The 12931-nt window shown below is 63.5% G+C and carries 13 protein-coding genes; 5 read left to right on the top strand and 8 right to left on the bottom strand.

All coding sequences use genetic code 11. The features are described from left to right. Nucleotides 1-58: 58 nt before the first annotated feature. Complete coding sequence (locus BRAO375_RS15030; RefSeq protein ID WP_035640410.1) at nucleotides 59-406, top strand: VOC family protein; 348 nt, start codon at nucleotides 59-61, stop codon at nucleotides 404-406. A 244-nt stretch (nucleotides 407-650) separates the two neighbouring features. Here BRAO375_RS15030 and BRAO375_RS15025 read toward each other — a convergent pair whose 3' ends face one another. Both BRAO375_RS15025 and BRAO375_RS15020 read right to left on the bottom strand, forming a co-directional pair. Further along, the gene (locus tag BRAO375_RS15025; RefSeq protein ID WP_009028318.1) at nucleotides 651-1865 is read right to left on the bottom strand and encodes a serine hydrolase domain-containing protein; all 1215 of its coding nucleotides are present in this window, start codon (nucleotides 1863-1865) and stop codon (nucleotides 651-653) included. Between the two features lie 78 nt (nucleotides 1866-1943). Next, nucleotides 1944-2354, bottom strand: a complete 411-nt coding sequence (locus BRAO375_RS15020) for an MHS family MFS transporter (protein WP_139031384.1) — start codon at nucleotides 2352-2354, stop codon at nucleotides 1944-1946. Nucleotides 2355-2414: 60 nt separating this feature from the next. Between BRAO375_RS15020 and BRAO375_RS15015 the strand changes: the two genes are divergently transcribed. Beyond that, complete coding sequence (locus BRAO375_RS15015; RefSeq protein WP_009028316.1) at nucleotides 2415-3335, top strand: AraC family transcriptional regulator; 921 nt, start codon at nucleotides 2415-2417, stop codon at nucleotides 3333-3335. A 315-nt stretch (nucleotides 3336-3650) separates the two neighbouring features. On the opposite strand, the gene BRAO375_RS15010 is transcribed toward BRAO375_RS15015, so the two are convergent. The 5 genes from BRAO375_RS15010 to BRAO375_RS37390 form a co-directional block, all read right to left on the bottom strand. After that, nucleotides 3651-4211, bottom strand: coding sequence for an isochorismatase family protein (locus BRAO375_RS15010; RefSeq protein ID WP_009028315.1), 561 nt, complete (start codon nucleotides 4209-4211; stop codon nucleotides 3651-3653). Between the two features lie 314 nt (nucleotides 4212-4525). After that, nucleotides 4526-5446 (bottom strand): FAD binding domain-containing protein, encoded by a 921-nt coding sequence (locus BRAO375_RS15005; RefSeq protein WP_009028314.1) that lies wholly within the window; start codon nucleotides 5444-5446, stop codon nucleotides 4526-4528. Beyond that, complete coding sequence (locus tag BRAO375_RS15000; RefSeq protein WP_009028313.1) at nucleotides 5443-8130, bottom strand: molybdopterin-dependent oxidoreductase; 2688 nt, start codon at nucleotides 8128-8130, stop codon at nucleotides 5443-5445. The genes BRAO375_RS15005 and BRAO375_RS15000 overlap by 4 nt, the downstream gene beginning before the upstream one ends. Further along, the gene (locus BRAO375_RS14995) at nucleotides 8127-8768 is read right to left on the bottom strand and encodes a TetR/AcrR family transcriptional regulator (RefSeq protein WP_009028312.1); all 642 of its coding nucleotides are present in this window, start codon (nucleotides 8766-8768) and stop codon (nucleotides 8127-8129) included. The genes BRAO375_RS15000 and BRAO375_RS14995 overlap by 4 nt, the downstream gene beginning before the upstream one ends. 161 nt (nucleotides 8769-8929) lie before the next feature. After that, a complete protein-coding gene (locus BRAO375_RS37390) occupies nucleotides 8930-9184 on the bottom strand; it encodes a hypothetical protein (protein ID WP_139031383.1) in 255 nt (84 codons plus the stop codon). Between the two features lie 102 nt (nucleotides 9185-9286). Here BRAO375_RS37390 and BRAO375_RS36330 point away from each other — a divergent pair, with 102 nt between their 5' ends. Next, the gene (locus tag BRAO375_RS36330) at nucleotides 9287-9859 is read left to right on the top strand and encodes a GNAT family N-acetyltransferase (protein ID WP_009028311.1); all 573 of its coding nucleotides are present in this window, start codon (nucleotides 9287-9289) and stop codon (nucleotides 9857-9859) included. Nucleotides 9860-10641: 782 nt separating this feature from the next. On the opposite strand, the gene BRAO375_RS14990 is transcribed toward BRAO375_RS36330, so the two are convergent. Further along, nucleotides 10642-11160: a MarR family winged helix-turn-helix transcriptional regulator gene (locus BRAO375_RS14990; RefSeq protein WP_085964509.1), complete on the bottom strand. Its 519-nt coding sequence runs from the start codon at nucleotides 11158-11160 to the stop codon at nucleotides 10642-10644. Nucleotides 11161-11287: 127 nt separating this feature from the next. Here BRAO375_RS14990 and badH point away from each other — a divergent pair, with 127 nt between their 5' ends. Together badH and badI are read left to right on the top strand one after the other, a co-directional pair. Continuing rightward, entirely contained in the window at nucleotides 11288-12055 is a 768-nt protein-coding gene (gene badH, locus BRAO375_RS14985; protein ID WP_009028309.1) for a 2-hydroxycyclohexanecarboxyl-CoA dehydrogenase, read from the top strand. Between the two features lie 24 nt (nucleotides 12056-12079). Then, on the top strand, nucleotides 12080-12862 hold the full coding sequence (gene badI, locus BRAO375_RS14980; RefSeq protein ID WP_009028308.1) for a 2-ketocyclohexanecarboxyl-CoA hydrolase: 783 nt from the start codon (nucleotides 12080-12082) through the stop codon (nucleotides 12860-12862). Nucleotides 12863-12931: the final 69 nt, after the last annotated feature.

The raw sequence follows: 12931 nt of genomic DNA, 5'->3' as shown, positions 1-12931 counted from the left end.
ATTGCCATTCTTCGATAGAACGACGTGCAGAGGCGCTATTGCAAGGAGTAGTCTGAAGATGGCCGTGACAAGAATCGTCGCTAATCTCTCCACTCGTAATCCCATGGCGTTGGCAAGATTTTACCAGGAGGTTTTCGAGCTCGATACACCACTTGATATGGGTTGGATCACTTTCCTGAGCAACGCCACTAGCCAGAAAATCGAGCTGCACACCGCGTCTGAGGGCGGCGGTGGCACGGAGCTACCCGTTATTTCCATCGGAGTAACCGATCTCGCCGCGACCGAGCGCGCGGTTCGAGCAGCCGGTGCGGAAGTGGTTTACGGCCCCGTTTCGGAGAGCTGGGGACTTCGTCGGTTCTTCTTTCGTGATCCGGCGGGCAACCTCGTGAACGTCGTTGATAGCTGAAGGTCACCGAAGCTCTTTCGGTCTTGGCCTTCAGGTGACCTCGCGATGCCCGCCGTTTTGTCCGCTTGTGACCCAAAGCGCTCGTTCAGAAACAGCTCACCCGAGAGTGGTCAGACAGATCCCGTCAGCGTCTTTTTGGCGGCGTCGACCCCATTATTGCCCGTCTTAGGAGTTCATTCGATCAACGCCCTCCGTCCGCATCTTTCCATTTGCCGGATGGCTCGAGACTCGGCGCCCTCGTTGGTCAAGCCAGACATCGTCCAATTTCTGCGACGCCGGTGTGGGTCAGCCATAGAGCACGGTTGTCGGTCGGCTGTGCCCACGACGAAAATTTCGCCACGACGACGTCATTGGCGCGGTCGACGAACAGGTTCTGGCCGTGGACGCCCATCGCGAACAGGATCTGCGGATCACCATCGACCGTGTACCAGCCGCTGCGGTAAGCCATCGTCCGGCTGATCGGCGCGAACGCCTCACTCCATTGGCCGTTTGACCACGCGGCCCGATCGCCCCCGTTGACCAGATCGTCGATGATACGGGCGGGGACGACTTGGCGCTGATCGACGACGCCGCCATCCGCGAGCACCTGGCCAAGGCGCGCCAGGTCGCCGATCGTGGCACAAAGTCCGCCGGCGCCGCGGGAAAAGCCGGCCGGATCCAGCGTCATGGCCGCATCCTTTGTAGCCCCGATCGGTCGCCATAGCCGTTCGCTCAGCAACGCTGGCAACGGCTTTGACGTCGCCCGCTCCAGGACCCAGCCCAGAAGATCGGTGGTGGCCGAGTGATAGCGAAAGGGACCGCCGTGCGGCGCCGCCGGGCCGCGGAGACTGGTGAAGAACGCTTGCAGGCCCGAGGGCTCGTCGCCGTGCGGCTCCCACCCAGTCGCTTGCGCATAGGCGGCCTCCTCGGCCGGACTGAAGATCACACCGTTGCGCATGTCGAGCAATTGCCGAACGGTCGTGCCCGCATAGGGCGACGACGCCACCTCTTCGACATAAGCGGTGACCGGCGCATCGAGCGCGATCGCGTCGTCTGCCGCGAGAAGTTCAGTGAGCAGGCCGACGACAGCCTTGGTGGCGGACATGGCAACGTGTGGCGATGATGGCGTCATGCCGTTGCGATACACCTCGTACACCAGGGCGCCTCGATGGAGCACCAGCATGGCGTCGGTGGATGTCGCCGCCACGAACTGGTCGAGCCCGAGCGAGCCGCCGTTCGGCAGCCGCAGCGCGAACGCCTCCAACGACTTCGCGGATCGAGGCAGAGGACGGACACCGGCTCCATCTGCCGAGATGGCTGCGGTCGCGATTTCCGGAGGAAGTTCGTGAAAGGCGGCGACGTTGTGTGGCGGTTGGCGCCAATTGAAAAGGTTGATGGCGGTCGCGGGCGAATCTGATTGCATGATGAGGCTGGGAGGTCCCTGGTTGAAGATGAGTGCTGGGAGATTGAGCAGTGGCATTGGCGATCCGCGCCAGTGCCGCCGAACCGAGTGCCACCGATCCGGACATCAGCACATGGCGATTCAGGCGCGCACCGGCTAGGCCTCAGCGAGATCATGATTGAAACGCGGGCCCGGCGCCCCACCCACGGCGCGAAAGCGCTGATGCAGCCGACTCCCATCAGAGACAACGACACAGGCCACGTCCCGTCGGCCCAGGCGAAGAAGGCGGAGCTGATCGCGGAGCTTAAAGCCGCCGATCAGTCCGGAGGCGGGATTGTAGCTGATCGAGATGCCGCGGTAGCGCATGCGCGGCTTGAGCAATTCCGACACGTAAGCGGGCGACACGGCGTAGAGCACGCTCGTGCCGCAGCCCAGCTCCGCGCTGCGCCTCAACTGCTCGTCGGTCTGCGGCAGCATGAAATGCGCGTGGACGTCGGTCGAGTCGTGATCGGCGCTGATCGATGTGGGCTGCATGTCCCTGCCCGTGTCTATGGCGTGCAGGAACACTAGCGGCCCGCTGATCGCGCCTCTATAATCAGACGTCCCGAAGTCATTCGAGATCGTCCTGTGGATCCCCTCACCCAAGTCGTCCGGCTGTTAAAGCCTCGCGCGCTGCTCTGGAAGCAGCTCGACACTCGCGGTCGGTGGGCGATCCGCTATCCATCGATTGAGGACACGGTGTTCTGCCTGGCGGCGAGCGGCCGGTGCCGCCTGCAGATTCACGGCCGCCCGGCGCGCACGATGGAGACCGGCGACTTCCTGCTGATGAGCGAGCCGCCGGAGTGGTTACTCGGCGACAGCGAAAACACCCCGCCGATCAGATTTCAGGCTCCGCCCAGCAATCCGTTCTCGCGAAGCATCGTTTCGGATGAGTCCAGCACGGCGCCGAGCTTCCGATTGCTCGGCGGCCGTTTCTCATTCGATCGAACCCATATCGGATTGCTGCGCGATATCCTGCCGTCGATCGTCGAGATCCCGTTTGCCACCACCGGCGCCGGCCGTGTTGCCGGGCTGCTGAAGATGCTGGAGACGGAGTCCTGGCAACCGCGCCCGGGATCGTCGCTTGTCGTCGAACGGCTGCTCGAGATCCTCCTGGTCGAAGTCATCCGCCATCAGGGCGGCGACCGCGCCGGCGCACGCAACGGCCTGCTGGCGGGACTGTCCGATCCGCAGCTGGCTCGCGCCCTCCACGCCATGCACGACGATGCGGCACGCGACTGGACGGTCGAGAGTCTCGCCCGGACCGCGGGTCTGTCGCGCTCGGTGTTCGCGCATCGGTTCGGCGCGGCGGTCGGCGTTCCGCCGATGCAATATCTGCTGACCTGGCGCATGGCGCTCGCCAAGGAGATGATCGGCGCCGGCGCGTCGATCGCAGAAGTCGCCTTCGCCTGCGGCTATCAGTCAGCGAGCAGCTTCAGCGTCGCCTTCAACCGCTCGGTCGGCTGTCCGCCATCGTATATGCGACAGGCGGTGCGCAAGGCGCACTGAAACGGCTTCTCAGCGCCGGCTCCCGTCGTTACCACCGCCAGCATAGGCACATCCATCGCCGAATTCGGAAGGCGCTACGAACATGTAGAGTGTCGATCAGGCCCACGACAAGACGTTCCGCGCAGCCTGATCGCGGCTCTTGCGCGGCAAGAGCGCGAGCTGAAGGCGGTTCTGAAATATCTTACGGCCACGCTTGCCTGGGTTGAAAACGGAGAAATGGGCAAGCCGCCGAGATTTCGTCCCGCCGGGCCCACGAAAGCGAAGGGCCGCCCGGCGGCGGGACGTCGAGCCAGCTCCCGCCGTGCCGGCCGCCGGTCAGCCGTTCAGCAATCCACGCAAGATCGATAGCACCTCCTGCCCCGAAGGCAGGCTTAGGTCGTCTACGAACTCGGTCGCCAAGCTCGCGATCGAGGTCGCTACGCCCCCGTTGGCCTCGATCTGACGGATCGCAGCCGCTTCAGTTCGTTCCGACAGCCCGGCGCACGCGTCCAAGACGACACGCACCTGCCATTCGCTTTGCAAGGCTTCAAGCGCCGTTCTCAAGACTGCCGCTTCGGTGAGCACGCCCGCCAAGATCAGAACTGGGTCCTTGACCGTAGGTTCGCGCCCATCACGTACCGAGGCAAACGCCCCGAAGGTCCGGCGCATCGCGACAACCATGTCGGGCAGCGTCTCCCTGATCTCGCGCAGAAGCGGTGGACCTCCGTCGGGTCCCGCGGGGATGCTAGACGCGAATGCCTGGAGCTCCAACGCTTTCGCGAACTGAGCGAGCGCCCGAGAACCGCGGCGGACATTGGCAGGGCTTTGTGTCTGGGCCGCGTTGACAAGCCCTTCCTGAAGATCGACGAAGAGCACGATGGCTCGCTGATGTCCCATTTCTCACTCCCTTTCGGAGCGTGTCCGGCCGCTGCGGAACGCTTGGCCAGCCTTCTCGGCCTCAGATCACATGGCCATGCGCGCCTTCAGCACGACGGTGCTGGACCGTTAGCCCTCTGGCGTTTCACAAAGCTGTTGGCGCGTGACACCAGACACCGGGACGTTCTTTCAGCTCGTCGCTCCAGGCTTTGACCATCGAGGCTTCGTGGCCGTCGGTGACCATGTGGCGCAACGCAGAGCGCCCGGTGACGGCGCCCACGCCTCGCCGGCTCGTCGCAAATCGATGTCGTCGTCTTCGGCACATGCGCGAGCAGCTAGCTCGAGAGTCGCTCCAGCACGTCGCGCACCAGCCCTTGCAGAAGGTCGAGCTTGTAGACCGTCATCGGCAATGGTTTGGCACCCGAGCCTGACAATTTCGCCGCTTCTGCGATCGATGGAGCATTGGCAATCTTGCCACTGAGCTCGGCTTCTACCGCCGTGAGGCGAAGCGGCACTGGCGCGACGCCACCTGCAGCGAGGCGGACGAGCTGGAACTTGCCGTCGGCGATCACAACCCGGGCGCAGAGTTCAACCAGCGGCCATTCCGCATAGGTCCGGCTGATCGCCCGCTTGTAGGACGCGCGCTCGCCCTCGAGCGGAGCAGGAAGCGCAATGCTCTTGATCATCTCGCCTTCCGTGAGTGCATGATCGGATCGCACGATTGAGCCGTCACCGAGCAGGTCTGCTATCGTCAATCCGCGGCGCCGGTCGGTGGTGATTCTTGCATCATAAGCGAGCAGAGCCGCCGCCATGGTCGAGGGATGCGGCGCGACGCACTCGGCGAGATCGAAAACAACACCATAGAGATGATTGCCAGACCGCGCGGGACAGGTGGCGCCGCCTTTCTTCAGGCAATCGATATCGGCCCGGCGGAAATACCAGCAGCGTGAACGCTGCGCGAGATTGCCTCCCAGCGTAGCAACATGGCGCACTTGTGGGGTGGCGAGTCCTTGGGCGCTCGCCGCGATACCTGGATAGGCCGCGGCGGTGCGTGCGTCCGTCGCGATCGTGGCGATGGTGGTCAACGCGCCAATCTGAACGGCGCCGTCGGCGTCCCAGGTGATCGTCTTGTCGCCGGACTCCAAGATATCGATCGGCGTTGCCTGTGACACGCCGCTGCGGCGGCGTTCGCTGAAGTCGGTCCCCCCAGCGCGGAATTCTGCCGTCGGATTGGTTGCGATGGCGGCGACACTCATGCTGCATCCCTCCCCTTCAGCGCGGCGAGCAGACGATCAGGGCGGAACGGGATTTCGGTCAGTCTCATGCCAAGCGCATCGCGGATGGCGTTGGCGATCGCCGGCGAGGTCGGCACGGTAGCGACTTCGCCAATACCGACGCTGCCGCCCGGCACATGCTCGAAACCGGCTTCGTCGAAATGCACCTCCAGTTTCGGCATGTCGGCAATCCCCGGAATCCGGTAATCATCCATGCTGCCGCTCAGGATATGGCCACTCCAAGGATCGGTCTCCCGCGTCTCATAGAGTGCGTAGCCGATCCCCTGGATCACCGCGCCTGCGGCCTGGCTTCGCGCGAGCGTCGGGGCGGCGAGCTTGCCGACCGCCAGGCCCGTATAAGCGTTGAGGACGCGCACATGCCCTAGCCAGGTATCGACCTCGACCTCCATCACCTGCACCGAGCTCGGCACGCCGGCCCCGACCACCATGTGGTTCATCAAACGCAGCACCCAGCCGAACACCCGGCCCATGATTCCTGCCTCGTGCAGCGCAGGCCTCGCGCCGGGCGGCGGCTTGCCGTCCTCCTGACGTCTCGCCGACACAGCGATATCGGGAGCTGCCGCGATCATCTCGCGCCACGGCGCATTCGAGCCCGGAGCTGGTGCTCGAGACGCGGTCCGCTTGATTTCCGCTTTCAGCTTTTCAATGGCGAGCAACGTGGGCGGCACCACCGAAGCGGTGACACGGCTGCCGCCGGAGCCTGGTCCGGGCGGCAGGTTGGAGCGACCGATGCGAACGTCCACGTCATGCGGTTCAAGATCGAATGCCTTGGCGACGGTGTTCGCGATCACGCTGCGCGTGCCGGTGCCGATGTCCTGCACCGCGCAGCTTGCCACGAGACGACCGCCCTGGACCGCGAGCTCGACCGAGGAGCCGGTCTGCCAGAGATAGAGCCAGTAGCCAGTAGCAACGCCAACCCCGCGCCTGAAGCGACCGTTCTGCGAGGCAGCCGGCATGCGGCTCTTCCAGACGTCGAGGCCAGCAGCCCAGTCGTACAGGCGTTGACGGTTGGGATCGGGATCCCAGCGCTTGCGCAGGTGAATCGGATCGATCTTCATGCGCAGCGCCGCTTCGTCCACCGCCTGCTCCAGCGCAAACGACATCGGCGGACCGCCGGGACCGCGGAACGGCGCGCCGGGTGGCAAATTGCTGAGCACGTCGAAGTCAACGAGCTCTTTCGCTTCGGCCGGATAAATCAGCCGCGCCAAACCGGCGATCAGAGAGTTCACGGCGGCGCCCGTGTCGGCATGAGCGGTCAGCGACAGCGCCTTGAGGCGGCCATCCTCCGACGGCAGCAACGACAGCTTCAGCTCGGCGGCCGGTCGATACCCGGTGACGGACAGTTCCTCCTCACGATCGAAGACGACACGCACCGGCGCCTTTGCCGCGCGCGCAAGCTCGATCGCAGCGATGGTCTCCAGCCCAACGCTGCCCTTGGAGCCGAAGCCACCGCCGACATGATCGGCGATCACACGCACCTTATTGTGCGGCAAGCCGAAACGCTTGGCGATCTTCTCCATGCTTTCGTGAATGGCCTGAGTCGAGATGTGCAAGGTGAGCTGATCGCCGTCGAACCTGGCGACCGCGGCATGTGGTTCGAGGCTTGCGTGCTGTTGCGTCGAGACGCGGAAGGTTTCCTCGACCAGCAGCGGATTGCGTTGCTGACGCGCCTCGTCGAGCCAGCCTTTGGCTTGCTTGGCTTTTTGCGAGAACGGCGCTGACGGTCCGCGCACATTTCCCTTCCACGACACTGGAGCCCCGCCTGCGCCCTCGGACACGTTGCCGGCCCGCTTGCGGTCCTTCTTTTCGAACACCACTGGCGCATCGCCGCGTCGCGCTGCATCGAGCCCGATCACAGCGGGCAAAGGCTCGGCCTTGAAAGTGATTGCAGCGATTGCCTTCAGTGCGGTGCCGCGATCCTTGGCCGCGACGGCTGCGATCGGTGCGCCGACGAAACGGACCATGTTGTCGTCGTCAAGCAGGGGAACGACCGCGGCAACACCGGCCATGGCGCGCGCCGGTGCCAGATCGAGCCCGGTGATTTCGGCATGCGGGACGTGCGAACGCAGGATGACGCCTTCAAGCTGGCCATCATGGTGGATGTCGACGGTGAAGCGAGCCAGTCCCGTCACCTTGTCGCGGGCTTCCAGCCGCGGTGCGATCGGATCGACGCCGTCGAAGCGGCCCGAGCATGCGTCAGCAACGGCGCGAGAAATGCCTTCATAGGCGCCGCAGCGGCAGAGATGCCCTGAGAGCGCCGCGGCGATCTCTTCCCGCGAGGGGGTCGCCGTCCCCTTGGTCGCGCGCCAGCTATCATGGAACGCGGCGGCCTCGACGACAAAGCCCGGTGTGCAGAAGCCGCATTGCAGCGCGTCATGCGCCATGAAGGCCTTCTGCACGGGGTGCAACCCGGCTGCTCCGACACCCTCGATGGTCGTCAATGATTTGCCGGCAGCCGCCCGCGCCGGCAACAGGCAGCTCACCACAGGTGTACCGTCGAGCAGCACGGTGCAGGCGCCGCAGACGCCGGAGCCGCAGACGAGTTTGGTGCCGGTGAGGCCGGCACCGCGGATCACGTCGATCAAAAGCGCATCCGGATCATCGGGTAAAGCCAGAGGCCGTTCATTGATGGTCGTGGCGGTCATTTTCGAACTCCCGTTTTGCGCAGGGACTTCCTTGCGGACGGCGCCATCGCGCCGGCGATCAGCATGCGCAGCATGGTCTGGAGCTGTTTCAGGAACGCATCGACCGGCTGCATGGAAGGGAAAGCGGATTTGGTCCCGTGGACCGCCATCTCGACGCAGCGCGCGAGCTCCCGCACGCTGATGCCGCTTTCGAGCTTCAGCTTTCGCCTGCGGCACACCCGTGTGATCGTGGCGGCAATCTCACCGGCGAAACGGCTGGAATAGCTCTGGTAAAGGTCGCGCGCCTGCGCGAGATGCTCGGAAAACAGCTCCTCGGCATGGGGTGAGTCCCTGAGCGACGCGAGCATCGACTGCATTCGCGCACCGATCTCGGCAACCAGGATGTCGGCAAGCTCGAGGCCCGCATCCTCCGCGGCCTGCGCCGCCGCGATTTCGGCAGCGAGCCCCTGCTCGTAGAGCCGCTCGATGACTGCGCGAAACAGCGCTTCCTTGGAGGCGAAGTGATGATAGAGCGCCTGCCGGGTCAGTCCGGCTTCCTCAGCCGCCTGCTCGATCGAGGAGCGGCGGAAGCCGTGACGCCGGAACACGCGCATGGCGGCGTCGAGGATCCGGTCCTGGGGAGGGGCCTTGGCCTGCATCTTGTCACATTTTACAAATGCGACTGAACTGTCAAATCACGGCTTGATGACGATATGCTACCCTTAAGAGTCCAAGCCACCGGACGTCCGCGGGCTGGAACGCCGCCCCCCCCAGCCGCTGGCTTGCGATGAGAGCTCTCCGAGATGGCAGGAGTGGTGCTTTAGACATTCTTCATATGGAACTCCAGTATGGCCGGCCATTTCCAGCCCGGATCTCCTTTCAAGACCGCTGGAGACTTACTTGCCTCCAACTCGAGCGATGACGAGACCGATCTTGCCCCGCAGCCACCGTCGCATTCGTGACCAGAAGAAGCTGCTCGGCCGCAAATATCTGGCTCAAAAGCGCGATGTAACACCTGCGCGGCAAAGCCGTATTCTTCAAAGTAAGATCGCAAAAGGGGGATGGCCTCGGCCATGAACCCTACGACTTCGCAGCCCGGAGGAGCGCCTTGGCGCGACCTTGTGGCAAGCCGGACGCCCCCACCAAATCCAAGTTCAGCAACCCGTAGGATTGCGATTTGCAGGAACTCTTGACGACATATTTGGAGCTGATCGCTCCACCAAACAACAATCCCCTTGTCGCGCCGATGGACGGCGTGACTGTAGCAGCAGAGAGACCTGCCTACTGCGAATACATGAGGCTTTGGCGGCTGATTGGCGATCCGCTCGATTGGGATGGGCGACGGCTTGCTCCGTCGGAGACGGTCGACGCGGTTCTCAAAAGCCCTGATACCGAAATCTTCATCGCACGATTTCGCGGGGAAGCGTTTGGCCTATGCGAATTCAATCAGATCGAACCGCGAGAAAGTGAACTTGTCTATTTCGGTTTGTCACCAGCATTCCAAGGACGTCGCTTGGGACCGTTCTTCCTTGACGTCTCATTGCGAGAATATTGGGGAAGCAAACTGCCAACTCGGATCTGGTTGCATACCGACACCTCAGACCACCCGAAGGCACTCTCGCTTTATGAGCGCGCCGGCTTCAAAGTCATAGCGACGGTCTACATGCCAAGCGGCACGACCGAGCAGGAATATCGCTCTTTCGCGAGAACCCCTGCCGGATCTGCCAGGCCGAGCGGTGAACTCCCATGAGGCTTGGGTTTGAAGATCCGGTGCGTAGCTCGCGTTGCAAGGCAACAAACGATTCGGACGTTGCTCTTGGCCTGCTCGACAAGGCTGCCCTTGGCCGCCACGATGGAGCAGGCGTTCAGCGGCCCGGCGAGCTCATCGACGCCATGGCGGACAGCCTTCTTCTGCCTAACCTCGTGATCGCGCCGGCATCCACCTCCTCCATTCCCGGAAGGGGCGGGAAGCTTATCAATGAGGTCGTGCGCCCCCTGCGGAGGCGGCGCTGCCGGCAGGAGCCGCGTGCACCGGGCGCCCCGACCGGTAACAAGGAACGTTCGAGCGATGGCGGAGCTCTCAACGCCGTGTCTGCGTTGTCGGCATGGGGAGGATCGGGCGTGCGATATGAAGGTGTCCGGAAGAGATGTGCATGCTTGGATAGTCTATGCCGCGCGAACGCGCCTCCATCAGGTCGCCACGCCACGCCGGCCACAATCGTCTCCCCACGGGATGCAAGCTCCAACGAACGTCAGCGCCTTCCGTTCAAAACGCGGCTCCCAAAGCCGACTCAACTCGTCGGCTCCCCAGTTTGGCGGCCAAACGAGGTTCAAGGCTGCAGACGCGAAAAGGCCTGCTACGCTCCCGATCGGACCGACACGGGCGGCGTAGTTCACCGTGGATGACAAATCCGTCAGCCGATCGGTCCATCTTTTGGCAAACGCCCGCGAGCACAAGACAGGTCGATAGCGACAAGCCAGCCGAATAAGTTGGCAACCCCGCCCAGAGTTTCAGTGGCTCTTTTGTTGGCCTCACGCTTGTTCGTCTTCGGATGGATTGTCGGCGTCATCCAACTTCTTCATGTTCTCGAGAATCTTCAGCAGATAATGCAGGGCGTGCACCGTGTCGTTGACGGAGAAATCCGCCAGCACGTGGTCGTAATAGCTATGGATCTTCGGGAGCGCCAATGTCTGCCAGACGTGACGCCCGGTCTCCGTCATCATGACGAGCCGTGATCGGCGGTCGCGCTCGTCCTGGGCGATCGTCACGTGGCCGTCGCGCTCCATGCGGCCGACGAGTCCCGCGAGGTTCTGTCGGCTGACCATGAGGTATTCGGCAAGGTCGCCGATGCTCATCCCGCTCTGCGCCTTGGGGCGGGACAGCGCGCCCAGCACCGCCCATTGCTGGGTCGTCAGCCCCTCCTCCTGCACGGCCCTCGACCCCGTTTTATGCAACATATTGGCGCATTGATAGAGTCGAAAAAACAATCGGTTAGCCAGCTGGATCTTGGTATCTTGAGATTTGTCGCCTGAACTCACAGGATTTTCCATCATCGCTCCACTTGCATCCCCGATCGTCGCATGCTATTTAGGACAATATGTTGCATAAATAGTCGCTACTCAAGCGAAGATCGCTCAAAAAGGCGACTCCGACAATTTCGACAGGGAGGATGCGAGGATGGCACGTTTCGACGGCAGGACGGTCATCGTGACCGGCGGCGGCGGTGGAATCGGAGGCGCGACATGCCGCCGGTTTGCGGCCGAAGGCGCAAAGGTCGCCGTGTTCGATCTCAACCCGGAAGCCGCCGAAACGGTCGCCGCCGGCATTCGCGGCGCTGGACAGACCGCCGAGGCCTTTCGCTGCGACATCACCGACCGCGCGAGCGTCGATGCCGCGCTCGCTGCCGCCGAGGCAAAGCTCGGCCCGATCGATGTCCTCGTCAACAATGCAGGCTGGGATATCTTCAAGCCGTTCACCAAGACCGAGCCGAAGGACTGGGAGCGCCTGATCGCGATCAATCTGACCGGCGCTCTGCACATGCACCATGCCGTCCTGCCCGGCATGGCGGCCCGCCGGTCCGGCCGGATCGTGAACATTGCATCGGACGCTGCGCGCGTTGGCTCGTCGGGCGAGGCGGTCTATGCCGCGTGCAAGGGCGGGCTCGTCGCGTTTTCCAAGACGATCGCGCGCGAGCACTCCCGCCACAACATCACGGTGAACGTGGTGTGCCCGGGACCGACGGATACGGCTCTGTTCGCCGACTACAAGCAGGGCGCAGGCAATCCGGAGAAGCTGGTCGAGGCCTTCACGCGCTCGATCCCGCTCGGCCGCATTGGCCAGCCGGATGATCTTCCCGGCGCCATTCTTTTCTTCGCCAGCGATGACGCGGCATTCGTGACCGGACAGGTGCTCAGCGTGTCCGGCGGACTGACAATGAACGGCTGAACCAGCAAGGACGGGAGAAACACCATGCAGTTTCAGGACCTGATCTACGAGATCCGCAACGGCGTCGCCTGGATCATCATCAACCGGCCGGACAAGATGAACGCCTTTCGCGGCACGACCTGCGACGAGTTGATCAAGGCACTGTACAAGGCGGGCTACGACAAGGATGTCGGCTGCATCGTGCTCGCCGGCGCCGGCGATCGCGCCTTCTGCACCGGCGGCGACCAGTCGGCGCATGACGGCAACTACGACGGACGCGGCACCATCGGCCTGCCGATGGAAGAACTGCACACGGCCATTCGTGACGTCCCCAAGCCCGTCATCGCGCGCGTGCAGGGCTTTGCGATCGGCGGCGGCAATGTGCTGGCGACGATCTGCGACATGACCATCTGCTCTGAGAAGGCCATCTTCGGCCAGGTCGGTCCCAAAATGGGCTCGGTCGATCCGGGCTACGGCACCGCCTTCCTCGCCCGTGTCGTCGGCGAGAAGAAGGCGCGGGAGATCTGGTACATGTGCCGGCGCTATTCCGGCAGGGAGGCCGAGGCGATGGGCCTCGCAAACCTCTGCGTGCCGCACGACGAGCTGGACCGGACGGTGCAGGCCTGGGGCGAGGAGCTCTGTGAACGCAGCCCGACCGCCATCGCGATCGCCAAGCGCTCCTTCAACATGGACACGGCGCACCAGGCCGGCATCGCCGGCATGGGGATGTATGCGCTGAAGCTCTACTACGACACCGAAGAGTCCCGCGAAGGTGTGAAGGCGCTCACCGAAAAGCGGAAGCCGGAATTCCGGAAGTTCGTGAAATAGCAGCATGTGCGGCATCGCCGGAGGCGATGCCATGTCATCTGCCACCCCGGAGACGTCTCCGGGGTCGGG

The organism is Bradyrhizobium sp. ORS 375 (assembly GCF_000239775.1).
In the GTDB taxonomy this organism is placed as follows: Bacteria; Pseudomonadota; Alphaproteobacteria; order Rhizobiales; family Xanthobacteraceae; genus Bradyrhizobium.
The sequence above is the reverse complement of the archived record's forward strand: the minus strand, read 5'-3'. Positions and strand labels throughout refer to the sequence as shown.